Origin of the sequence: Paenibacillus xylanexedens, from assembly GCF_017874615.1 — a bacterium.
In the GTDB taxonomy this organism is placed as follows: Bacteria; Bacillota; Bacilli; order Paenibacillales; family Paenibacillaceae; genus Paenibacillus; species Paenibacillus xylanexedens.
In genome coordinates this window covers 39,362-63,565 of sequence record NZ_JAGIKV010000027.1, presented here as the reverse complement: position 1 = coordinate 63,565, position 24,204 = coordinate 39,362, and the positions used below count along the sequence as shown (strand labels likewise).

The window sequence follows — 24,204 nt, the reverse complement described above, 5'->3', positions numbered from 1 at the left end:
TCAGTTTTACCAAACCGTCACGTTTGCGCTTCCGCTGCTTTGATAACCCTCTGTTGCCATCACCTGATAAGACCAACTACTTCCAAGGTTCATCCCTTTGCTCGCCCATGCATTCACGTGATTGCTGAACGTAATGGTAGAATTAACTCCGATTGGTTTCTTGGACTGTCTAACACTCCAATATTGAGGGAAAGTCTGAGTACCATCAATGGAAGGTGCATTGTATCTCATCGTAGTATAGATGTCATATGTGCCGCCATCACTAGTCATAGAGCCCTTATACGTTCCAGTAGGACGATACGATCCCCAGCTATCCACCACGTAATATTCAATTAGAGCGTTTCTAGTCCAACCATAGAAAGTGAGATAGCCGTTACCTGAAGGAGAGAATACGCCGGCATTGTAATTGACCACTCGATTAGGCGTACCAGATGTCCACCCTTTCCCTACAACAAAGTTACCTACATTCTGCCAGTTTACACTATAATTCCCTCCTGATCCATTAACAGCGTTGACCGATCCTCCACCATCTGTCCAATTTTGCCAATAATCTGTTGCAGCGCTGGATGTTGCTGCAAAGACACCAAAACTCATGGAAGCTGCGAGAACAACGGTCATTAATTTTTTACCAAATTTGAACATGGATGATACCTCCTGATATTTTAATAGATTTGGTTGATGCTACAATCCGATATGAATGTTTCTCAGCAAATTCACTTGAAAAGACGTTGCGAAAACAGATACAGATCGTTCTTCCACACGGGCCAATCATGTCCTCCACGTTCCTCATGCCAAATGTGAGGTACTCCGTGTTGCGCCAAATATTGGTGGACCCCAAGACTAATCTCTATGAGATTGTCCTGTTCACCGCAAGAGATCCATAACAACGAGAGTAATGAAGGCGCTTTCGAAAAATCAGGGACAAGTAGCTCCGGACTTCTGGTATTTGGGGCTGCGGAGAAAGCACCGATCCATGCAAAATGGTCTAGATTACTTAATCCGATATTTAAGGATTGACCTCCACCCATGGATAAACCAGCAATCGCCCTTTTATCCCGGCTTTTATGCAAAGGGTAGTTCGACTCCATGTAAGGTATCAAATCGTTGAGCAGATCGGATTCAAACCGTTTAAATGCTTTGATTTTCTCAGGTTCAAACAGGTCTCCTTCGGCTCGGTCATTCGACATAGCGCGACCGTTGGGGAAAACAATAACCATGGGCTCAAGCAAATTATCGTTGTACATATTATCGAGAATAATTTGCGGGGAACCATGAGTATGCCATTCGGTTTCGTCTCCGCCAATACCATGCAAAAGAAAAAGTACAGGATACATCGTTGTCGAAGAAAATTCTGGTGGGGTGTACACCATAGCTTTACGGGAATTGCCAACCGTGGTGGAAGGATACTCTACCGTCTCCATGACTCCACGTGGTATATTCTCCCGATACTGGTCATATCCCGTTACTGCTGGTGAGATCAATTCCATTCTCTTTTCCTCCGAACATATGAGTGACTATCAGTCTTCAGTTAATCCACATAGCCAAAACCCAGAATAGTGAAGCATTTATGTTCATGACCTTCCGCCATTTCGATCTCGATGGAGTGTTCCCCCACATGCTCTTCGTTAAGCAGAAGTGTGGCATGGCAATGGGTCCAGTTCACTTGATGCGGATCGACTTTTTGGACGAATACCCCATCTACCTTAATATGTGCAGTTCCGAATTCATCGTTACCAGAATCCTTGAAGATCAGAATGAGGCGTTTGCACTGCAAACATATCCGAAAGCTGCTCTGATCCTCTTTTCCCTCTCCTGTACGCATCCAGTTGTTGGGGAACTGAGGTGTACCATAGTCATGAGCATCCATCTCAACCATCTGCAGATCCGTGTCCGTTTTACAAAAAGAGCCTGCATCAATTCGGGCAATGTGATTACCGTTTTTCCGATCCAACAGCTTCACATTAACAAATTCATTTCCAATTAGCGGAGCTTTTTCAATATCATGATCTTTCTCATCCCACTCAGAACGATTCGTCACGTCGAACAAATATTCCAAACAATCGGCCATAATTCGATGCCCTATATTAGTTGGATGATATATATCATGGAAAAATTGCTTTTTGGAAATAACGTTGCCTTCACCTTTTGTCTTGTTGAACTGATCTACGACAGCATCTTTCACACTTACCATTGGCAGATCATAATGCCAGCCTACCGGAGCGAGACGATCCTGTAGATTCCAGTCATTTTCGAATACACTGAATAACAAGATGACCGCTGGCTTGTTATCGGCAGTAAGTGCTTTGAGTACCAGACTCTCGTAACATTTACCTTGGGTTTCATCATCTGCGTCATTGACTGCGAATTCGATTATGACAATATCCGGCTGAACGGCACCTCCCCTCAGCACATCACGATCATAACGTACAATCCCCAGTTCTGAAGGAGTTCCACCCACACCTGCTTTAATCAGATGAATCGGACTATCTTTTGAAAGCGCAAACATAAACTTGAACGACTCATACGACCGATAAGCGTAACATTGGAGATGAATAGGTACTGCACCAGCACCATGGGTAATGGAGCCTCCAATATAAGCGATAACGACAGGTTCACCGTTTTTTGCCTTCTCAATGGCTCGTTTTAATCTGACATTATTTCCCTTGTTCAGAAGAGATCGGCCAATCATGTCGCGATATCTAGGTGACTCAAAATCAATTGCGGGCTTGACTGCCGACGCTGTCACTCCAACTGGATCGCGCGGTGCAGTGAATTCCGTGTTTTCACCTGCATCTCCTGAATCCTGGAGCATAAATCATCATCACATCCTTCCGGTTAGATTCTGACCATCCTCAAACAACTTTTAAAGGATCACAGCTTGTATTATTATTAGATCAGATGTGATCCTTCTCCCAAAGTGTATCCCTTACATAATTTTACAACAACCTGACAAAGTATAGGATTTTAACCAATATATCATTTTAATTTGAGTACAATGACATGCAGATCTGAACACCTATAATTTTTCATGTAAACGCTTTAATTTGTATACTATTTCCATGTTATAATTTTGAAAAACCGCATTGATGAAGGAGGATACTCATGAATATCACGGGTCAAGGCGCGTGGGATACGGGTACATATACAAATCTGTTTTTGAAGCTAGGCTACGATGAGAATGAGATCACGAACAGATTGGAAGAAACATGGAACGAGCTGTTTTATGGCGATGACAATACTCGAATATATTACCCCATGGGTGAGGACAAGGGTTATTTGCTGGACACCGGTAATCTCGATGTTCGCTCCGAGGGCATGTCCTATGGCATGATGATGGCTGTTCAGATGGACAAAAAAGAAGAATTTGATCGACTCTGGAATTTCTCACACACGTTTATGCAACATAAAGCGGGTCGTTATAAAGATTATTTTGCCTGGCATTGCAAGCCTGACGGAACCCGACTCTCGCAAGGTCCTGCTCCTGATGGTGAGGAGTTTTTTGCCATGGCGCTTTTTTTGCCTCCAACCGCTGGGGTGATGGCGCTGAACCTTATGATTACAAGGCACAAGCCCGCAAGATCCTTCGTGCATGTATACATCAAGGCGAAGACGGCGAAGGCGATCCCATGTGGGACCCGGAAACAAAACTGATCAAATTCATACCAGAAACACCGTTTAGTGACCCATCCTACCATCTGCCTCATTTTTATGAGCTATTCGCGAAATATGCGGATGAAGAAGATCAGCGCTTCTGGAAAGAAGCGGCGGCCGCTAGTAGAGCTTACCTTCATACAGCCTGCCATCCCGTAACCGGACTATCACCTGAATATGCGAACTATGACGGCTCTCCGGCTCCAATACAGCCGCATGGTGATTTCAGACATTTTTACAGTGATGCCTACCGTGTTGCTGCGAATATAGCGCTGGACTGGGAATGGTTCCGCAAGGATCACTGGCAGATCGAACAATCCAATCGGATTCAATCCTTCTTCAGTGATATTGAAATGTCCGATTATCGTCGTTATACAATAGAAGGTGAACCTTTCGACGAACCTTCACTGCATCCTGTAGGTTTGCTGGCTACCAATGCCATGGCTTCACTGGCTGCGGACGGTCCACATGCTGACACATTCGTTCGCAAGTTCTGGAACACACCTTTGCGTCAGGGAGAGCGACGTTATTACGACAACTGCTTGTATTTTTTCAGCATGCTCGCTCTAAGCGGAAAATATCGCATGTACTAAACTAAGGGAATTTGCACGAGCCGTTGAATCTGTCCTGTGAACGTTTGGCTTGCAGGACAGGTTCAATCACAGAATTTTAAGAAGGATGCAATGTTATTACGATTTAATCTATATCAATAAAAAACGTTCCTGGCTCGCATATATTGACTGCGAACCGGGAACGTTTGGTTGTGCAAATACAGGCAGTAACTTTTCCCGCTCTGTATGATTCAGAGACTTTAATTATTTGGAAACGGAAGAAGTATCATAGGAAGATTGCATAATCTCCAGATATCGATTAATGTTCAGTCCCTCCAGGCCTTTCACATATTCATCCCAATCCTTATCCAGACTTTTGGCGCCTGTAATAAATTGCAGGGCGTTCTGATCGATGTAATCCTTGAGATTGGTCTGCATCATGCTGGCTTCATCAGCTTGGGACGGATCTACCCACAATGCCCAATGAGGGAAAATCTCTTTCGGTTCCTTGCCCTCCATTAACAATGTCGCCTCATAGAGACGTCGCTCACCACCATCATTGGCATAGATGTCTGTCCCCTGTACTTCGGAGTCCCGATATGCCTGATAATGATTGTACTGACTCAATGCAGCCCAACTGTCATTACGAGGTTCTTCTCCAGAAGGAAGCGGAATGGCTTTATATAACGGCTCAATCTGATCATTGAGCGCCACTTCTCCTTCTTGTGGTTTGCGCCAGCTTACGCCCTCTTCTCCCAGATATGATGCCATGGTTCCTTCCTGGGTATAGAGATAATCCAGCAGCTTTATGGCCGCGATCTGTGTTTCCTCACTGGCTTTGTTTGTCAGTACAAAGGACGCTCCGGGATCAATCGGATAGTTGTACGTAGCATAAGCAGCATGGGGTCCCTTCAATGGAGGGATGGGATTGTAATCATTCCCGTAAGGAGAACCTTCGGCAGTGGTTACGAATAATGATGGATGCATCGCTGCTCCCGCACCGAGAAGCTGTGCATCAGCGTTATCTCCAATTTTTTTGAAGGCCCCGACGTTTTGGGTAAATGCCCCTGGATCAATCAACCCTTCATCGTACAGGGATTTAATATAGGCAAGCCCTTCTTTCCACTCCGGTTTGTTCACTACGGTCTCCACTTTCCCCTGATTGACAATGAGATAATTCCGATCGTCGTCATAGATAAAACCGTTCATCAAGTACGGAATAATGTGCACACCGAAATTTTCAGTCGAACCGCTTAGTGGTACTTCGTCGGCTTTGCCGTTCCCGTTCGGGTCTTTCGTTTTAAATGCCCGAAGCATTTCTTTAAATTCTTCTGTCGTCGTGGGTTCTGTCAGGCCCAGTTGTTCCATCCATTTGGTGTTGACCCACATCTTGTTCGGGTATGAACAGTGAAAACATTCATTCAGACCCGTCAGACCATAGATATTTCCGTCAGGAGCAGTGTTCATGGCCCGATAATAGTCATTGCTCTCAAGTACTTTTTTAATATTGGGAGCATGCTCCTCAATCAGATCATTCAGCGGCAAAATAACCCCCTGTTGACCAAACTTCAACAAGTCTGTCTGGGAGAAACGATCTACCCAAGGGATGAGCAGATACAAGTCCGGGTAATCACCGGAAGCCAGTGAAATCTGTCTTTTCTCCGCTGCACCGTCGAATGGAACCGTAGTCCAGTTGAACTGAATATCAAACTTCTCTTCCATTTTCTTCGTGAATTTGTTAGTGGACAGGTTGGTATCCGAACCCTGGTGAGCAAACACATTAATGGCCGTCTTGCCTGATGGATCGCTGCCTTCCCCGTTCCCCTTATCAGAACTTGAACATCCGGCAAGTACCAACGAGGTAAACAGCATACAGGCAAGAATGATGAATCCCGCTTTTTTCAATACAATCCTCTCCCTCATGAATAATAGAAAAAATGAACTTATCCTTTGACTGAGCCAATCAACATGCCTTGCACGAAATACCGTTGAACAAAAGGATAGATGATTAGCACCGGCAAGCTGGCCATCACAATTAACGAGTACTTCATGAGTTCAGCCATCTGCTGCTGTTTGATCATTTCCGATGCATCCATGTTCCCCGTACTGCTGTTCAGAATAAGAATACTGCGCAATATCAGCTGTAGCGGATAGAGCGACTGTGATTTCAGGTAGATGAGGGCGTCAAAGTATGCATTCCACTGACCGACAGCGTACATAAGTGACAACACGGCGATAATCGGTTTGGCGAGTGGCAGGATAATACTGAATATAAACCGGATGTCACTGCAGCCATCGATGTCTGCTGCTTCGGACAATTCTTCCGGTATCGAGTTCTGAAAAAAGGTACGGGCAATGATGACTTGCCATACCCAGACGGCATTGGGAATCAGCAACGCCCAGCGGGTATCAATCAGTCCCATGGTTTTGACCACCAGATAGGTAGGGATCAAACCGCCCGAGAACAGCATGGTGAAGGTAATAAACATCATTAACGAGCTACGGCCAACAAACGTTTTTTTGGATAATGGATAAGCAATCATAATGGTCAGTGCCACGCTGATGAAAGTGCCGCAGGCTGTATAGAAAAGGGAATTGGCATACCCGGTAAGGACTTGATCATTCCGCAATACAGACTTGTAACCGTCGAACGTCAGGTCAATGGGCCACAACCAGACTTTTCCCGAGGAGACGGCAGCAGGGCTGCTGAGCGAAGAACTCACAATATATATCAAGGGATACAGCACGGCAATCAGCACCACAGTCAGCATGAAGTACACAACCGTTATAAATACGCGGTCTCCCCAGGATTCACGAATCGTACTGCTGCTCTTGATCCGGGAACGACCTGCATTTGTCTGTGTGTTAGGCATAAGTTGGTTCTCCTCCTTTCGCTCCCGTTACCATAAGCTTGTATTGGACAGTCGCTTGGCGACCGCGTTTACGATTAATAGCAGAATCAGGTTAATCACCGAGTTGAACAGGCCAACCGCAGTAGCGAAGCTATAATTGGCATTCAGCAAGCCTATTTTATAGACATACGTGGAGATGATCTCCGAAGCAGACAGGTTGAGCGGATTTTGCAGCAAATATATTTTTTCGAACCCAACAGCCATGATATTCCCTACACTCAGGATCAGAATGATGACGGCTGCCGGAAGTAGTCCAGGCAGATCTACATTGATGATTTTCTGTATTCGGTTGGCTCCGTCCACTTTGGCGGCTTCATATAGGGATGGATCAACACCTGCCAGAGCAGCCAGATATATCACAGCGGAGTACCCCATTCCCTGCCACACATCTGAGAATACGTAGATGGATCGAAACAGTCCGGGCTCTCCGAGAAAATTCACCGCTTCGAAACCAAGGGCGCCTGCAATCGTGTTGACAATACCCAGCCTAGGAGACAGAAAGAGCATAATGATGGAGACCATAACAACGGTAGAGATGAAATATGGAGCATACGTCACCATTTGTACTGTTTTTTTGAATCGTATGTTTTTGATTTCGTTCAGCGCGAGCGCCAGTAATATAGGAATCGGGAAACCAACGATCAGACTGTAAAACGAAATGTAGAGTGTGTTCTTGATTAGCATGACAAACGCCGGATTTTTGAAAAGTAATTCGAAATACTTGGTTCCGGCCCACGGACTGCCCCAGATCCCCTTGATGACGTTGTAATCTTTAAATGCCAGGACTGCATTCACCATGGGTACATACTTGAAAATAATAAAGTAAGCAATCGGTGGCAGGATCAGCAGATACAGCTGCCAATGTCGCCTCCAGCTTCTGGATAAAGCTCGCTTTAAGGCAAACGGTTTACTTGGTTTCTCCACGGACTTTGATTCACTGGTCATTGTGGTTCTCAGAATCATCCCCCCATTCTTGGCTCCCAATCGTGCTGAACTTCAGTTTAACTTGGTAGCGCTTACTTTTTGAGTAATCATAAGATTGCGCTGGGGATGCGTAAAGGTACAGTTACGCTGAGAAAGTACAAAAAGCGAATATAGTTCCTGAGAAACAGCCTACATTAACCGCTATGAACGTCCATTTTCCGAAACACACTCGGAGAAATGCCGCGTACCCGCTTGAAAGCTCGGCGGAATGAATGTGCACTGTTATAACCGGTGGCCTCCGCTATCTCGTCAATGGTCTGACCGGTGGAGTGCAACAAGTTCGAGGCAGCATCGATGCGTACCCGTTCTACATAATCGGAAAGATTCTCTCCCGTATGTTCTTTGAATAGTTGGGATATAAACTTCTCGGACTTGCTCATGTGCTCCGCAATCCGATAGATCGTCAAGTTTGCATCCCCATAATGTTGTTGGATAAAACAAATCATTTCGCTTACAGTATCCGCATGTGCTCCTGCTCTTCTTCTCTGGAAATCACCGCAGATGTCTTCTGTTAACCGTTTGAATTTTGCACGCAGCGAAGTAATCGTTTCTGTCATCTGAATGGATGTCACCCGAGTTTTATATTCCTCCAGCAGGGAGGCATCCAGCTTGAATTTGGGTTCGTCCAGCTTCAGAAAAGTCCCCTTCAGCTCCATGATGAACTGCTGTGTCATCTCGTAGGACAGTTCCCGCTCTTCTAAATTACGAAGAAACAATTGCTCCAAAATGCGTATCGCCTCTTCAGGCTCCCCGACTTTGATTGTGTTCAGCAGGCGCTGTTCAGACTCAATTGGATAATAGAACATTTCATTTTCCTTCATCGTATCTTCAAATCTCACCAGATGATCTGTTCCCATATGAATGGCATAATCCAGAGCTTGTTTGGCTTCGTCAAAGGAACGCCCTGCATCATTCCAGACCTCATAAGCTGCACCTGTGCCAATAGTTGTAGATATCCTATGCTCCCGGTAGATCACTTCCATCAAGGTGTTCAGCTCTTTTTCACATCTCCCTATAGCTTCATTCAGTGAGTTCTCATCCAATGGACAGGCAAAAGCGATCTGGTCTGTTCCCCAATCCGTGATCAGCAGCTGCGCATTCCATTCTGTAAGTACTTGTTTGATGAGCAGCCTTGCGACACCCAGTTCATGGATCGTTTCTTCACTGTCCGGATTGGCATATCCGTTTACCTTCACTAAGCCTGCCAAGCCCTTGCTGCTATGAAGAGAAATGTGCGCCTGGGATGAGATAACCTCCAACTCAAGTGAGGTATAGACTTCTCCGATTAACAAACGTTTGATAAAACCGTCTCTCAATAACGGAATCTGCTCATTCATGGCGTTTTTAAGTGAGTCATTATTAGCAATGAGATTGTTAATATGGCTTGCCAAAAAATCATATTCATTGCCCCGTCTGTCCGGGGAATCGGTGATTTGTTCCCGAAAAGAGGCCAACAATCTGTATACGGGTGCACTATTCCGATAGGCCAGAACCAGCCCGAACAGCAGTCCCAAGGCAATGGTTGCCAAAGTAAAGGCCAGCGTGACCTGTTTGATTTGGTCTGCTTTTGTCATGAGTGCTTTCTCCGGAATCCCTGCCATGTAATTCCATCCATTTTGACTGGACTGTATCGATATCAGCAGCCGACCATCGCTTCCAGGCTGTACGTTCTGCACGTTCAGCTCCGTTTCCGCAGCATTACCTTCTCTCCGATGACTCTGTGCCATTTGCTCGGCCTCGGCCTGTTCAATGCCAAGGGAGAAAATGATCTGCCCTTCCGCATCGGTGACGAGAGTCCAGCCGCCATATTGATCCACAATATTTTGAGTAAGGCTGGCCATCTGATCCTGATCAATCATGACACCAATCGTTGCTTGCGGTTTGTTGAAGCTGTTCAAAGGCAGAGATTGCAGAAACGTAATGGCGGGAACGTCTGCAAGCACAGTGCCGAGTATTTCACGTTTATAGTTTCGAAGCGGTATGATTTCATTAAAGTGTGGTTGTTTGAGAATTTGGTCATGCCATTGTTCAAACGACATACCGTCCAGCTGATTGGCAGCATAATAATGCTCTGGACGATAATACACGGTTCTTGGTGTTATGATAGCATTGTAGTTCGGAATGTGAATGAAGAAATGGGACAAGTAATCATTGGTACTGCTGTACATGGAGAGGCTCCGCTGCATACGGTTCATACCGTAGACATTGTAGAGATCATGTGGCTTTGGCCCAGCAATTAAATTTTGTAAATCGGGATTGACGGCAAGCTGTCTGGTAAAAGCTTCGACTTGAAGAAGATTTCGCTCAATGATCTCTTTGCCAAGACTCAGCGACTTCAAACTGTTCTCAATGGAGCTGGAACGGGCTGCTTCAATGGAAGCTCGGTAAGAGGCATATCCCGCAATTTGAGGAATCATCAGAATGACAAGATACGAAATGAGGAATCGGCGGAACACGGGTGAAAATTTGGACCATAGGAGCTGCATATGTACCCTCCCTTTTTTTATCAAGCGCTTACATTTCTCTGTGATAAGGTAGCTGTTCAATGATACACCGGGCATTTCTTCCTGGTGAAGGTACAACTTCTTCCTTATGGTACATTTGCATACTGCAGCGTACAATGCTTGCATGAAAATAATTGTTGCTCTGTGGGTTAGCGCACAAATATAGTTGTATTTTACCTTCGCATGACATCCATCACAAAGTATCAAAAATAAACGCAAAGAACCTCCCCAAGACATGGAATGACTTGGGGAGGTTGTTGTTTAACGTTGTGCTTATTAATTGCTAACGGCAACAAATTTCCATTGTTGGTTTGTAGCACCTGTGTAGGTGTTCTGTTGCAGCTGGGCTCCATCCGAAGTGGAAGCGTTCGCCACTTCAATCGCTTTATTGCTGTTCACGTTGATGATACTCCAGTACCCGTTACCAAGATCGTTGACCTTAAAATGCTGAGCGGTTGTGTTCAGATTGCTCATGAGTTGAACCGCTTCCCCATTGGTGAGGGTACCGTTGCGAATGTCGATGACTTTGTCCGGCGAGTTCACACTTGTCAGTGTATAGTTGCCGTTACCGATCGAAGTCAGAACCCACTTCTGAGGGTTACCTCCCAGATCGCTCCACTGCTGGAGCTGAAGATTATTTTCATTTTGACCACCAGGAACATCAACAACTTTGTTGGAATGCCGGGCTACGATTTTATAAGTTGCACCGGATACAAGACCCGTTGTCGGTCCGCCGCCTTGTCCACTGCCCGGGTAAGTCTGAGCACGTTCATGGTACCAGTTGAACAGGAATCGTCCCATGGCACTCCGTGAAGCATCTCCATCCCATTTCAGTCCAGCCGTTGGGTCGGCAAAGGAGCTTCGTGGTCCTTCACTTAGAATGAATCCGTTCATATGAGCTGCAATGCTGACATTACCTGATGCGTTGAAAATCGTTTTGGTATTGGTGCCAAAACCTTCATTGCTACCATTAAACAAGTTCCAATAGGCCGAATCGCCAGGTTTGTTTTTGAACCAGGTTACCTCGGTAATATTAATCGGATATTTGTCAGCGGCTGCCTTCACGTTGGTATTCCACTGGTCTTGCAGGATAGAGAAGTTGTCATATGCGCCATAACCAGGGTACCAGTGAACCGCATATCCATAGTTATTGAGCGGATCAGTCAATGGATGGCTTGCCGTCAAGCTGTAAAATTGGTTGTATCCGAGACCTGCCGCCCAGATGACGTTGTCCGCACCTTTGCTGCGAATTGTTGAAATCATGGAATTTTGGAAATTACGCAAATCATTCCAGTGATCCACAAAGTCATTTTCCCCGTTGTATCCACCCCAATGTCCATTGGCATAGGATTTCACCGGTTCGTTGACCAGTTCGAAGTGAACGTTGTCTGCACTTTTGATCTCCGGGCGTGAAGCGAGATAACCCCAGATTTCGTTGAATTTTTGCAGGTTGGCAGGTGTTGTTGCCTGATCATCCTTCAATGTGAAGTCCAGTCCCAGGACAACATAGACACCTTTTGTTTTGGCATATTGAATGTACGGAATAATTACATTTTGCGTAACGGTCTGCACACCGGCAAAGTTATATGTACCAGCAGCCACATCTCCCATGTCCTGACGATCGATGAACAGACGTACCTGATTCATATTCCAGCCATGATTGCTTCCGTATTTCGGGCTGGTGTCAGCAAAAGTATCGGTAATGTCTTTCAGATAAGCCAGTGTAGCTGCATGACGGTTATTGCCGTGCAGATTGAGATAATAATTGCTATCCTGATATGTCCAGTAGGCCCCTGAAGGTTGATGCCAACCGTCCAGAAGCACAGGCTGGTTGTTGCTGTTCACCAGGTTTTTGCCGTTTACGTGAAGCTTGCCCATCGGCATGCCCACCCATGCTTCGGCGCGGCTGCCTCCCCATGGAGCAATTGTGATCAATAAAGCCAGAATGAGTACAAGTTTACAAGATGTCATGAACTTCTTCACTATAATTCCTCCTGATCTGATATATTGCCTTGCAATAACGCGAGTATGCTCCGTCAGAGTATCTCTGATCAAACAGATCGCTCAGGTCGGCGCCCGCTCACGCAGCCCGTTCCACACCAGTAGGGGGATCCTGCGCAGGGAAGGATCGCGGTTCTGCTGTGAGCAGCCGTTCATGAGATCGTTACATGCCCCCTTTTCAAAGATGGAATGTTGCATGAAGTTCCTCCTCCCTCTTCCAGTCTGATCCCACTCCAAACGTACAGAAGAACTTAACTTAACCGACGATTCCCGTACGCTCTACACTCTCTACGAAATATCGTTGCACAAACAAATAGATGACGATCAAAGGCAGAATAGCAAGAAGAATTCCTGTATCCTGGATCATGCTCAGATAGAACGGATCGGCCTGGGAAGCTGCACCGTCGGTAACCTGCTGGGCCAGATTATACGGAAGGGACGATAACTGGGTCGACATGACTTTACTTGAAGTCAGATAAGTCGTCGTATAGAAGCTGTCGTTCCACTGCCATACGAAGGAAAACAGCATGACTGTTACCATGGACGGAATGGCATTGGGCAGCATGATTCTTGAAAATGTTCGTCCGATGCTCGCGCCGTCCACATAGGCCGCCTCCTCCACTTCCTTCGGAATACCTCTGAAGAATTGCCGGAAGATAAAGATGTACAAACCGGCCTTAAGTGAATTAGCCGTAATCGCCGTCAGAATAAACGGCCAATAGGTATTAAGCAAATTAACAGGTTTGCCGGCTATAAGCGTCATAAGCCCCATGAGATCAAAGCTTTTCAGATTCAGGTATACCGGAATGAGAATGGTCGTCGGCGGTACAAGAATCGTCAGAATTACACCAGCAAACAGCCAGTTGCTTCCCCTGAATTTCAGTCTGGCGAATCCGTATCCTGCAAGTGCACAAGATGCTGTAGTCAGCAGTGTAGTCGTTGCAGACAGGGCAAACGTATTAAACAGCGTTGCCCAGTAATCCATTACGCGTATGGCCTCTTTGAAATTGTCGATGGAGAAGTTCTGTGGAATCCACACCACCACTGCCGAATACAGATCACCTTTAGCTTTGATGGATGTGGAAACCTTCTGAAATATGGGAAACAGGATAACGAAGGAAAGCCCGGTAATCAGAACGAATCGGATCATGGCCCACAGCCAGCCTTTCCAATGCTCCAGCGATAATAATCGTGATGTTGTCACGTGGGACACCCTCCTTTCTAATCTTGATAGAAGACTCGCTTCGAGAAAATGATGTTTACGATAACCAGAATGATGGCAATGGCCAGAAAGTAGACCCATGCCATGGCAGAACTTAATCCAAAGTCAAATTTGACGAAGCCGGTATCCCGGATCAGTTCCGTCATGGCGTTATTGGCAAACGAATCAATGATTGTATAGATCGCATTGACAAAAATAAGCGGGCTGACCATTGGGAACGTAATCTTCCAAAAGGCTTCATACCCCGTTGCCCCTTCCATCTTCGAAGCCTCATACAGTTGAGGGGAAATCGTCTGGATCCCTGCCAAAAAGATCAAAATCTGTACACCGGATTGACTGACGATCTGATAGATCCGATCTACGGCGCTGCTCAGATACGTTACGATCCAATCGCTCACTCCGGCGTTAACCATCAGATTTTCGAGCTCAAATGTCCCGAGTGAGCTTCCACCTGTGCTGCTCTGATTAACCGCTTCAATCAGGCTGGTGCTCTCCAGTGTCATAATCACTCCCGATGCCAGAATAACGGGCAGGAAAAAGATCGACCGCGCTACAGCCCGGCCCCTGAACTTCTGATTCAGGATGACGGCAAGGAACAGACTGAATATAACGATAAGCGGTACGTTGATGAGCACGTCTGTGATCGCCTCAATTAACGCACGGTTAAAGCTTGTATTGACGGTCAGCGCCTGAATATAATTGGCAACACCGTTGAACTGAATTGCTATGCCTTCCGCGTTAGCCTGAATTGTACTCATGCTGTATCGCAGAGAGGCTAACAGCGGAATGAAGAAAAACAACACAAAACCAATGAGCCAGGGAAGCACGTAGATTACGCCCCACATGGCTTTCTGCTGAGCATACGTACGACTTCCCCATTTCCATTTCAGGAGCGTCTTCAGAGCTGCTCACCACCAGTCACATAGCTTTGGGCTTCCACTGTATCGTTGTCAACTTCTACAGGGAAGTCGTTATAATTGACGATTACGAACCCGCCACCTTCATATGTTGTCCGGAAGACGCCCTCCTCCAGAGATTCATGGGACATCATGGAACGTCCGGCAAACGGTTGGTTCACCTGGTTCACCTCGTTGTAGATCTCGGCAGCCAGATCGATCCATTGTTCATAATTCGCCGCGTAGAGATCATCATAATCCGTTTCTTTCACCACATGGTTTGGCGCATTGAACCATGCAAAGTAAGGACTGGCTCCATATTCAATCAGCTTCAGCACATATTGCCTTGCATTGGTATATGTGGAGAGATTGTATGGCGTCCCCGTATAACCGATGCTACCGTGTACAACGAGCTGATAGAACGGAATCTCTTCATCCTCCAGCTTGAAACGACTGCTGGTCATCGGCGCATCTGTCAGACCAGTTACATACGGCAGGGCATAAGCGTTCCCGCCTTCAGCAACAAGCGAGCCAGCCTGCTGCCCGATCTGTTCAAGTACCTTCTTCACGGAGCCAAGCGCTTGTGTTCGGTCCACCAGCTTTTTCGGATTCATATCGCTGTTTAACTGAGCTGCCAGATCATTCAGACTTAGTGACAGTCCATCCTTTTGAAGGGACCTCAGCTCATCTAACATGTCTGCCGTCACGTCTTCCAGCATGTTGGGCGAAAGCACATAGGATGGTGAACGATCCCGGTCCCGCCGCTGGATGGCCTGGTTCATCGGATACAAGACCGCCGGTTCCTGAGTTAATGTGCGTGAAGCTTCTTTGGACGGTTTAAACCCTTTTTTGGATTGCACATTCAGCAGAGCGATATCGGGATAGAAACCGATGCCCGCTTCTTGTGTGTATGCGCTGAATTCCCGCAATCCCTTTTTCCCGCCTACCGCGCCATCTACTTGGATGGAATCCGGCAGTCGATGATGAAGTCCGCCGTTAAGCCATCCCGCGTAGCGCACCTGAATATTGGATACCTTCTTCTCCGTTAAGGCGGAGAGAATGTTTTTGGCTTCATCAAACGTGGTCAAAGCCTCTGTTGAATCATACGGTATGCCCAGCATATGCTGCCTTGTTGTCATGCCGCCGAACAGTTGCAGATAAAAGGGAACGTTACTCTGCTCCTTGCTGGCATTCAGCTCGGGAAGTCCGCCGTTTTGCATCAGATAATCCCGATAGAGAGATGCAAGCCCCGAGTACGAGGCCTTATCCGCCCCCACAAAAGCATATCGAACGACGAAGTCGGACGCGGTCGGTTTCTTCTGGAATTTCGGAAGTGTACGAACCATATCACTTGCCTGAAGCGTCACATCGCTCTTGTTCACTACATAGAAGCTTGGATATACGTTGTTGTAACTGTTCAGTTTGCCGCTGATATCGGCATTCACAACTGCAACGGCATCCCCTTCTTCAATAATGCCCAGGAAAGCTCCCTCTTTCCGAATCAGTCCAAATACCGGCAACCTGGCTCTGGCTTCATTCGAACTTGCTTCCCGTAGTTTCATGGTCATATCCGGTCCGTATATATCTTGTTGATAGGCAGGATACTGCAGCTTGCCATTGTTAAAATGGATCAGCGCTCCCGAACCGTCCGGCACCAGTATGGAGCCCTCTTCTTCTGAACCCCCGGCCCCGAAGTAATCCATTACAGATATGCTGTTGATCGGATATTCCTCTGGAAAATGAATGCCTGAGGACGGAACACGTACAAGCAGATCCTCTCCATCCAGCTCATATTCCATCGTAAGCATAAACAGCCGTGGTCCACTTCGTTCCTCTTCAATGCCGAACTCGGCATGATCCTGAGCCAGATCCTCCGATGTGTAACCGGCCGTGTCAAAAGCCTTCAAGGCCCGGGACAATTGCAATCCTTGCATCGCCTTATCAATCCGGACGTAAGCGCCTTCATCCTTGTCTTCCGCATAGCCGACCTTCAAGGCCCGTTGCCCGGCCTTGTCTAGCTGTGCAAGCAGCTTTTGTTCAAATCGCTCCTTGCTGATCTTCATCGGCAAGTCTTCTATGGATCGCTCAGTGCTTCCAAACTGGTAGTGGACCCGCACGCCGCTTGGCAGCACCTCGTAGCTTATTTGCTTGTGTGCAACACTATCCGTGAAGGAATTCACGGTGCTGCTCTGTCCGAGGCTGTTGAAGAAGCTGAGCTTCGTTTGTGATGACAAAAGGTCTTTGTTTATCCCGGCTGCAACCCCATCCTGCTCACGATCTGCAGGATTGCTGCGCCAGATCTGGCCGCTCTGCGTGTGAATCACTGCAATTTCGGCAGTCTCTTCGTTAATGAACAATTGCAGCGCAGCATTCTGCGCAATGCCTACCATGCCGGGAAGGCGGACATCGCTGAACGATGATTTCAGTTTCTCTCCGGGAGGCAGGGAGGGAAAGTCCGTCGGATCTGCGGCAGTCACTGTCTCGTGAGCGAGCGGTGTTGGCGAGAATTGACAACCGCCAAGAAGCAGGCTTCCCGCGAGCAGCATTCCTGTTATTTTTTTGGCTACGGTATAATTCATAACAATTTCCTCCTCCCTTAGCCCCGAAGCACTAATTCCTGATAGATGGTTACGACAAACGATACAATCTGCTGTACAAGACTGAAGAATAACAGGCACAGAAATGCCATAAACGCCATCGCTACAAGTGTCAGCAGCATCGTGAGCACCGTTTTGGCTGGTGTGTACTGATGAACCGTCATATTCCCCACAAATAACAGATATACCGTCCACGCAACGGCGAGTGCATTGGAGAAATAATAAAAGGCAGTTTCCTGCGCAGAGATCACAAGACTCAGCCAGATCCATGGAAAATGAATGAGTAACAACGGTACCAGTGCAAAACACGTTGACATGAAAATTTCGGAGAACTTGCCTTCCCCGTCCATCAATGTGGTTAACGACCAGTTAGCCACACACCAAAACAGTACCGGTATAATGACATATAACATTTCGAGCAGACTGTTCAGGTACTTTGGATTACTGAGATTAATGAGAAAACCGCTGTACTGGGCATGCAAAATTTTGGTGATGACCAGAAGCACCAGGATCATGAAAGCAATCAGCAGTGAGTTTCTCTGGTTCCGTTCATACTTCAATTCCCAGTATCCGTCAAACGGATGAAAAATCAGATGCAGCGGGTACTGGTATAGTTGCTTACTTGATGCCTGCATTCGTAGTCCTCCTTTTCTGCCTGCGAACGATGATGACGGTGACAATCGCAGCGACAGCCAGGAATATACCGGACATCATCCATGAAAAATGCTCACGCATCAGCTCTTTGCGGTACAAAAGAAAAGCTTTGGAATACCCTTTGGGCTCCATGCTGCGCTTGAAATATTTCGCAGACTCGGCGTATTCCTTCTGACGAAGCAATGCTTTGCCAATTCCCGCATACGCATATTCCAAGTTAGCGTTCATCTCGGCAGCTTGGGAAAACAGCACCGAAGATTGAGCTTCATCACCGTTATAGTAGCTGCGCACCGCTTCGTGGAGTGTACGTCCGTATTCAGTTGTTTGAAAGACGGTGATTTCACCCAGCGCTTTATCCAGAACTAACATCCGGTCTCCCGCACGTTCCAGTGCAACAGGTGTATTAAATTGGCCCAAGCGGTTCCCGATGCCGCCATAAATATGGAGCAGGTATCCGTCTCCATTGTAGGTGAAGATTCGGCCCTTGCTGGAATCCAGTACGGAATACATGTCACTGTCACCCACATCCACATCAATCAGGCGGGATGGCCCCGCTTCCTGGGTATACAGCAAATCACCCTGCGGAGTCTGATAGCCTTCTCTGCGCAAAATGTCTGTACCCTGGGCATTCAGCTTTTTGACCGGATCTTTGCCGCGATCCCCGCTAGTGGCGTAGATAAAGCCCTCTTCATCCATATCCAGATTGGTAAATTCCGTTGGAGTGAACATCACCATCTGACTCCGCTGCTCCCGTGTTGCAAACCGCTTCCACAGATACTCCACCGGGTCCACCTGAACTCTGTTCGCTCCAATGAAGGAAGAGAACGTACCATCGGCGCTGAACTCCATGAATCCATCAAATACGCCTTCGGCCATGACGTAGATACGCTCCCCCTTGTCCATAACAATCCGCATCGGTTTAAACTGGAAGTCTGCTTTAAGCAGATCCGATTTTGGTTCAGACACGATCTTGACCAGCTTCCCCTGTTCATCCAGATGCACCACCCGATGATTATCCGAATCTGCGACCAGCAGATGGCCTTTTTCCGTGACGTACAATCCCTGTGGATTCTTAAAATGATCTTCCTTGCCTTCCTGCTCAAATGAATCAATCGTCCGTACCAGCTTGAAGTTGCGATCCATCTCAATGATGCGGCCATTGCCCGAATCGAGCACAAAGACGTGCTGATTGGCGGTAACATGCATGTCACTCGGCTCTTTCATAGGAGTTGTGTTCAACTTCTTGCCGGTGATAATGGTTGTTGCCTCATATGCCGCCGGTGAAGGAACTGTGTCACCCCAGAAGGAATAATGATACGCATCCGTTTTCCCGTCTGCACTCACGAAGGGCGCCTCTTGAACGAACAACAGGAGGCAGATCATGCCCATGATGATCGATTTACGTTTTTTCCATGTGCTTCTCCGCACCTCGCTGCCTCCTTTCTATTCTTTCATGCCCGAAGTGGCCATCGTCTGCATAACACTACTCTGAGAGATGATAAACAGGGTGATCGGTACGATCATCAGCAGCAAGGCAACAGCCGCACCTACACCCGCTCTTGCAATCCCTCCTTGCACAATCTGACTGAGCGCATAATGCAGCGTTTTGAGATTTTCACTGTAAATGAAACTCCCGCCATCCGTTCCCCATAACGCTGGAAACTGCAGGATCATGAGTGTGAGCCATGCCGGCTTCACATTGGGCATCACGATGCTCCAAAATATCCGGTATTCATTGGCTCCGTCGATTTTGGCTGCCTCCAGCAAAGCATCGGGAATCTGCTCCATGAACTGTTTCATCAGGAAAAGTCCCAGCGAGAACGCAAGTGATGGCACAATAATGGAGGCATGAGTGTTAATCCAGCCAAGCCAGGACATGACCATGTAGTTCGGAATCGCCGTAACATGCGGCGAGAACATCAGGGACAGAATGACAATGGTGAACAACACTTTGGAACCCGGAAAACGATACTTCGCCAGCGGATAAGCCGCTGCAGATGCAAGAAGAATATGTCCCGCTGTGCCAAGTATCGTAATGAGCAATGTGTTGGCAATATAGCGGGATAACGGCACCCACGAATTGCCCATGAGGTTGATCAGATCGGCAAAATTCTCCGTTGTCGGATTGTTCACCCAGAAGCGCGGCGGAAAAATAAACAGCTCATCCAGCGGCTTGAATGCATTGTTAACAGCATAGATGAGCGGAAGCACCATAAAGGAGCCGAACACGCCCAGCAATGCAAATAACATCAGGCTGACGGTAAATGACCGATTAAGCCTTTTTGGCATGCCAAACACGGCACGTACTTTGCTGGTCATCGTCATTCACCTATCTTTCTAAGCATTTTTTGCGTGAAAACGTTTGTACCCAGCATCAGGGCAAACAGGACCGTTGCGATTGCGGAGGCATAGCCCATCTCGAAACGAATGGTTCCGAAGTCCATCAGATGTGTGACAACTGTGTGTGCCGCATAGTTTACGCTCGGGAAACCTGCCAGTGCGATGGAGATCTCAGCTACGGCGAAGGAAGCGGTAATCTGCATTACCGCACCAAACATCAGCTGCGGTCTCATCGAAGGCAAGGTGATGTACCAGAGCTCTTGCCAGCGGTTTTTGATCCCGTCTACTGTTCCTGCTTCAACCAGAGAACGATCAATGGTTTGCAGTCCTGCAATAAAGGCCAGGAAGCTGGTTCCCAGGCTCAGCCACAGCTGTACAATAATGACGATTGCCAGTACATACTTCTCGTCTGCGAGCCATTGGATTGGTTCCAGTACGACGCCAAGGCGCATCAGGAAGCCGTTCATATACCCGTAGCTGTCACCCGAGAAGATGATCAGCCAGATGAAAAAGACGTTACCCGATATGGATGGGGCATAGAAAACCAGCGTCATGACCGCCCGAATTTTAGGAGACAGCTCATTGATGATCCACGCAAACAAAAAGCAGGCAATATAACTGAGAGGGCCTGTAATTACGGCAAAAAGCAGCGTGTTTTTGAGCGCGATCAGAAAGACGTCATCGTTCAGGAAAAGCCGGGAATAGTTCTGCCAGCCGACAAATCGCGGCAGCTCCAGCATATTGAAGTGAAAAAAGCTGAGCCCGAGTGAAATGCCGACCGGAATGACAGTAAACATGAAAAAAATCAGCATAAACGGTGCCATCAATACATAATAATGCCTGCTGAGATACAGATCCCGCTTCAATAGGGACCACCAGCCGACCTGGCGGGTATGGACGGCAGGAGCGGCGGCTGTCTTGGTAGTTTTAGCTTGCAACCGTTACCCTCCCTTTCCTCTATTTCAGATTAAATTCCTTGCGTTTCAACTCAATTTCATCATCAATGTACAAGACATAGTCCGATAAGGCTTCACGCGGATTTTCATTTGCATTGACCACCTTGCGGAAGGCGTTGTCCAGATGTCGTCCCGTGAAATAACCTCCAGGAAGCTGCGGGATTCCCTGTACCCATTCCCATTGCTTCTCGAGATTTTGATAATCCTTCACAGGCCAAGGCAATTGCTTCAAGGCTTCGATATTGGCCGTCGGGTAACGGGCAGCCGCTCCCATAAGACCTTCCATTTCTCTCCCGTATTCAATCTGGGTCTGCTCAGCAGTCCACCACTTCATGAACTTCCACGCCGCTTCCTTGTTGTCAGCATTTTCGAGCATCATCACCGCGCTCGTAGCGCTGGCCACTTCATGCCGTATGGACCCATCCGGAAGCTGTGTACCCGGAACAATCGTAAAGTCCCAGAGATTGCGGATTTCCGGAGCCATAACCGTCAGCATGTTATACGTGGTGTAATCAGCAATTCCGATCGGCATTTCCCCGGTACGGAAGCGGTTCGGAAAATCGGCTTTGAGCGGAAACTTGTAATTGGTATAAAATTGCGTCCAGCGCTTGAACGCGTCCATTGAAATCTCCGAATCCAGTGCACTTTTCTTCTGGTCTTCGGTGTAGAACGTTCCGTCATTCTGATATAACAACATCGCAAAGGTTGAATTCGGAACCAGGTTGGCATTGTTCAGCGTATCCTCAATCGGCAGATAAAACTCCATGTTATGCTTCTGCAGCACGGCGATGGCGTTATATACGTCTTGCCACGTTTTCGGCGGTTCGAGGCCCAGTTCATTCAGAATATCTTTGCGGTAAAAGAGCATTGGAAAATGCTGTTGCTCCGGAAGGGCATATACCCCGTCGTTATAGCGGTAAGGTGTCAATCCGCTTTCACGGAACCTGCCCGAAATTTCCTCGAAATCGGGGAACTGGCTCAGATCCGCTGTTGCATTCCTCATCGCATAGTTCACCGGAATGTCTTCGCCCATCTGCATGGCAACATCCGGTCCTTCTCCCGAGAGTGTTGCGGGCAGCAAAATATTAGGCGGAACGAGACGTAACTGCACAGATACATCCGTATCGGGGGTAAACGAATCGTCGATCATGCCTTTCAGTACTTGGGCCTGATCCCGTCCGGTCGTGATCCATACGGTGATGGCATCCTTCTTTTGTTCCACGTTACCAATACTGTCGTAATCTTCGGTATACGAGGCAACATATGCGCCCAGTTCGTGCTTCACCTGCTGGACGGTGCTCGCTTCCGCTTTTGGCAGCGATTCACCTGGCGGAGATACAACAAGGTAATCCAACGTAATCGGCTGTTCACGTACCGATAGTATCCATGTGCCGAGACCGCCTACATTAATTTTGAACGTATCCAGTCGTTTTGGAACCGTCTCTGGTCTGGCCGCCATATCTTCAAGCTGCAATACCATAGCGTGCAGTACGGCCACTTTGTCACTTTGCTCACCCGTGGCCTTTTCTAGGTAATCTGCAACGGAACGCAAGGTGTCAGCTTGTCGTTCAAACACCTCCATCATCTCCGGAATACGCCGTTCCAGCTGGTAATCCCGCAGTGGGTCTGGACTGTTGGAGGTGATCATTAATATTTTGCGATACATCTCATTCAGTTCCAGCACGCTGGATTCCACGGTCCGCAGCAGCGGAGCGATGTCGCCAAGTGTAACCGTCATTCGGATTCGATGTTTTCCTTTTTCCAGATGAAACTGATATGGCTGATCCTCTCCCGAACCCAAGACCTGAGTTTGCCAGGCCGGGCTGTAGTTAAATCGAATGCGTTTCATTTCCTTAAATGGAACTTCGCCGTTAATCGTCAGACTGCGGGTGGCATAGATGCCACGCAATTGATCCTGTTTCACCTTAAGCGCCAGTTGATACAGTCCGTCTTCAGGCACGTCAATTTCCCATTCAATCCATTCGCCCGGCAGTTTCCAGTTAATGCCCCCGATGGCGTTCATCCGAATTTTCGATACATTATAAGGCTCGAGTGAAGGACTTGATCGGTCCGAGATTGGTGCCAGTGTAGGAGATGATTTGCTAACAGCTTCCTCCCCCTGAACTTTCAGCATGACAGGAGCCGATTGTTTCAAGCCGAGTGAGGCATAGGTCTGCTCCAGCTCTGCATAGGAAGGAACTTCGCTTTCTTGATACAGCTCAATATAATCGATCGCCATGCTTTCTCTTAATGAGGTGAGCGATAACTTCTGACTGCCTTTTTCAAAATAAAACTGAAACGGTTCCTCGAAGTACCCTGCGCTGTCCTTGAAGGAAGTCAGTTGCCATTCGGGCTGCTCCACTTGTCTTGGTCTAAGCTCGTTGCCACGATCGTCCTGCCGGACGTTATCCTCGCGATTCCCCCATACCCTGTCAAACAGAAGAATATCGGCCCCTCTGAACGGGACCTTACCATTAAGCTCAAGCCTGCGTTCGATCCCGGAGCTTTTGCCTTCTACGGGATAATAGTGAATGCGAATGTTGTACAAACCGCTCACTTGAACGGGAACATCCCAGCGAATGGTTCCAGTTTCCGGCGTAATTACGGCATTTCCGTCTAATCCGGCGTACCCTTGCACAACCTCAAATTCCCCATCCTCTGCCTGAACATAAGATTCGCCTTCGATGCGTACAATTTCATCCGGTTTGGCCGTATTGTCATGAGCAGTCAGATAATGCTCATAACTGAATGAATCCTCGGTTCCCGATACCGCCTCAAAGTCCTCAAGCGCATGTACCGTTCCCGGATTACGATCCCGCGATGGATATAGTGTCCATATGGAGAGCACCAAGGCCAGGACAAGCACCAGGATTAGTCCCTTTTTCTTACGTGACCGCATGTTTGAATGTATCCCCTTTCCTATAAGCGTTGAGAGA

17 protein-coding genes and 1 pseudogene are annotated in these 24,204 nt (G+C 47.5%); 1 reads left to right on the top strand and 17 read right to left on the bottom strand.

Annotation, left to right across the window (positions count from 1 at the left end):
* Positions 1–6 precede the first annotated feature (6 nt).
* The 3 genes from J2Z28_RS26435 to J2Z28_RS26425 all read right to left on the bottom strand — a co-directional run bounded on the left by J2Z28_RS26435 (position 7) and on the right by J2Z28_RS26425 (position 2,812).
* Entirely contained in the window at positions 7–642 is a 636-nt protein-coding gene (locus J2Z28_RS26435; protein ID WP_211085090.1) for a glycoside hydrolase family 11 protein, read from the bottom strand.
* Between the two features lie 71 nt (positions 643–713).
* Positions 714–1,487 (bottom strand): alpha/beta hydrolase, encoded by a 774-nt coding sequence (locus tag J2Z28_RS26430; protein WP_211085088.1) that lies wholly within the window; start codon positions 1,485–1,487, stop codon positions 714–716.
* A gap of 41 nt (positions 1,488–1,528) precedes the next feature.
* Positions 1,529–2,812 carry an SGNH/GDSL hydrolase family protein gene (locus tag J2Z28_RS26425; RefSeq protein WP_211085086.1) on the bottom strand — a complete coding sequence of 428 codons (1,284 nt, stop codon included), beginning with the start codon at positions 2,810–2,812 and terminating at the stop codon, positions 1,529–1,531.
* Between the two features lie 290 nt (positions 2,813–3,102).
* Between J2Z28_RS26425 and J2Z28_RS26420 the strand changes: the two are divergent.
* Positions 3,103–4,244, top strand: a pseudogene (locus J2Z28_RS26420) (family 8 glycosyl hydrolase).
* A gap of 222 nt (positions 4,245–4,466) precedes the next feature.
* On the opposite strand, the gene J2Z28_RS26415 reads toward J2Z28_RS26420, so the two are convergent.
* The 14 genes from J2Z28_RS26415 to J2Z28_RS26355 form a co-directional block, all read right to left on the bottom strand.
* A complete protein-coding gene (locus J2Z28_RS26415) occupies positions 4,467–6,125 on the bottom strand; it encodes an ABC transporter substrate-binding protein (protein ID WP_415841515.1) in 1,659 nt (552 codons plus the stop codon).
* Between the two features lie 20 nt (positions 6,126–6,145).
* Positions 6,146–7,075: a carbohydrate ABC transporter permease gene (locus tag J2Z28_RS26410; RefSeq protein WP_091030502.1), complete on the bottom strand. Its 930-nt coding sequence runs from the start codon at positions 7,073–7,075 to the stop codon at positions 6,146–6,148.
* Between the two features lie 27 nt (positions 7,076–7,102).
* The gene (locus J2Z28_RS26405) at positions 7,103–7,957 is read right to left on the bottom strand and encodes an ABC transporter permease (protein ID WP_036671100.1); all 855 of its coding nucleotides are present in this window, start codon (positions 7,955–7,957) and stop codon (positions 7,103–7,105) included.
* Between the two features lie 275 nt (positions 7,958–8,232).
* Positions 8,233–10,584, bottom strand: coding sequence for a helix-turn-helix domain-containing protein (locus J2Z28_RS26400; protein WP_211085084.1), 2,352 nt, complete (start codon positions 10,582–10,584; stop codon positions 8,233–8,235).
* A 294-nt stretch (positions 10,585–10,878) separates the two neighbouring features.
* Positions 10,879–12,585: an RICIN domain-containing protein gene (locus J2Z28_RS26395; protein ID WP_211085082.1), complete on the bottom strand. Its 1,707-nt coding sequence runs from the start codon at positions 12,583–12,585 to the stop codon at positions 10,879–10,881.
* An 81-nt stretch (positions 12,586–12,666) separates the two neighbouring features.
* Complete coding sequence (locus J2Z28_RS31580) at positions 12,667–12,801, bottom strand: hypothetical protein (protein WP_280530860.1); 135 nt, start codon at positions 12,799–12,801, stop codon at positions 12,667–12,669.
* Between the two features lie 58 nt (positions 12,802–12,859).
* The gene (locus J2Z28_RS26390; RefSeq protein WP_211085080.1) at positions 12,860–13,807 is read right to left on the bottom strand and encodes a carbohydrate ABC transporter permease; all 948 of its coding nucleotides are present in this window, start codon (positions 13,805–13,807) and stop codon (positions 12,860–12,862) included.
* Between the two features lie 17 nt (positions 13,808–13,824).
* Positions 13,825–14,670, bottom strand: coding sequence for a carbohydrate ABC transporter permease (locus tag J2Z28_RS26385; protein ID WP_082219083.1), 846 nt, complete (start codon positions 14,668–14,670; stop codon positions 13,825–13,827).
* A gap of 53 nt (positions 14,671–14,723) precedes the next feature.
* Positions 14,724–17,300: a DUF5696 domain-containing protein gene (locus J2Z28_RS26380; protein ID WP_211085078.1), complete on the bottom strand. Its 2,577-nt coding sequence runs from the start codon at positions 17,298–17,300 to the stop codon at positions 14,724–14,726.
* A gap of 17 nt (positions 17,301–17,317) precedes the next feature.
* Positions 17,318–17,953 carry a YIP1 family protein gene (locus J2Z28_RS26375; RefSeq protein ID WP_036670948.1) on the bottom strand — a complete coding sequence of 212 codons (636 nt, stop codon included), beginning with the start codon at positions 17,951–17,953 and terminating at the stop codon, positions 17,318–17,320.
* Positions 17,937–19,400, bottom strand: coding sequence for an NHL repeat-containing protein (locus J2Z28_RS26370; protein WP_211085076.1), 1,464 nt, complete (start codon positions 19,398–19,400; stop codon positions 17,937–17,939). The genes J2Z28_RS26375 and J2Z28_RS26370 overlap by 17 nt, the downstream gene beginning before the upstream one ends.
* A gap of 15 nt (positions 19,401–19,415) precedes the next feature.
* Complete coding sequence (locus tag J2Z28_RS26365; RefSeq protein ID WP_026081082.1) at positions 19,416–20,291, bottom strand: carbohydrate ABC transporter permease; 876 nt, start codon at positions 20,289–20,291, stop codon at positions 19,416–19,418.
* A gap of 2 nt (positions 20,292–20,293) precedes the next feature.
* Positions 20,294–21,250, bottom strand: a complete 957-nt coding sequence (locus tag J2Z28_RS26360) for a carbohydrate ABC transporter permease (protein WP_036615906.1) — start codon at positions 21,248–21,250, stop codon at positions 20,294–20,296.
* Between the two features lie 19 nt (positions 21,251–21,269).
* Positions 21,270–24,167, bottom strand: a complete 2,898-nt coding sequence (locus J2Z28_RS26355; RefSeq protein WP_211085074.1) for an extracellular solute-binding protein — start codon at positions 24,165–24,167, stop codon at positions 21,270–21,272.
* Positions 24,168–24,204 lie beyond the last annotated feature (37 nt).

Coding starts and splice junctions, on each gene's coding strand:
- J2Z28_RS26355 (WP_211085074.1), bottom strand. CDS start 24,167: ATGCGGTCACGTAAGAAAAAGGGACTAATCCTGGTGCTTGTCCTGGCC.
- J2Z28_RS26385 (WP_082219083.1), bottom strand. CDS start 14,670: ATGTGGGGCGTAATCTACGTGCTTCCCTGGCTCATTGGTTTTGTGTTG.
- J2Z28_RS26400 (WP_211085084.1), bottom strand. CDS start 10,584: ATGCAGCTCCTATGGTCCAAATTTTCACCCGTGTTCCGCCGATTCCTC.
- J2Z28_RS26365 (WP_026081082.1), bottom strand. CDS start 20,291: ATGACCAGCAAAGTACGTGCCGTGTTTGGCATGCCAAAAAGGCTTAAT.
- J2Z28_RS26410 (WP_091030502.1), bottom strand. CDS start 7,075: ATGCCTAACACACAGACAAATGCAGGTCGTTCCCGGATCAAGAGCAGC.
- J2Z28_RS26380 (WP_211085078.1), bottom strand. CDS start 17,300: ATGAATTATACCGTAGCCAAAAAAATAACAGGAATGCTGCTCGCGGGA.
- J2Z28_RS26415 (WP_415841515.1), bottom strand. CDS start 6,125: ATGAGGGAGAGGATTGTATTGAAAAAAGCGGGATTCATCATTCTTGCC.
- J2Z28_RS26435 (WP_211085090.1), bottom strand. CDS start 642: ATGTTCAAATTTGGTAAAAAATTAATGACCGTTGTTCTCGCAGCTTCC.
- J2Z28_RS26375 (WP_036670948.1), bottom strand. CDS start 17,953: ATGCAGGCATCAAGTAAGCAACTATACCAGTACCCGCTGCATCTGATT.
- J2Z28_RS26430 (WP_211085088.1), bottom strand. CDS start 1,487: ATGGAATTGATCTCACCAGCAGTAACGGGATATGACCAGTATCGGGAG.
- J2Z28_RS26425 (WP_211085086.1), bottom strand. CDS start 2,812: ATGCTCCAGGATTCAGGAGATGCAGGTGAAAACACGGAATTCACTGCA.
- J2Z28_RS31580 (WP_280530860.1), bottom strand. CDS start 12,801: ATGCAACATTCCATCTTTGAAAAGGGGGCATGTAACGATCTCATGAAC.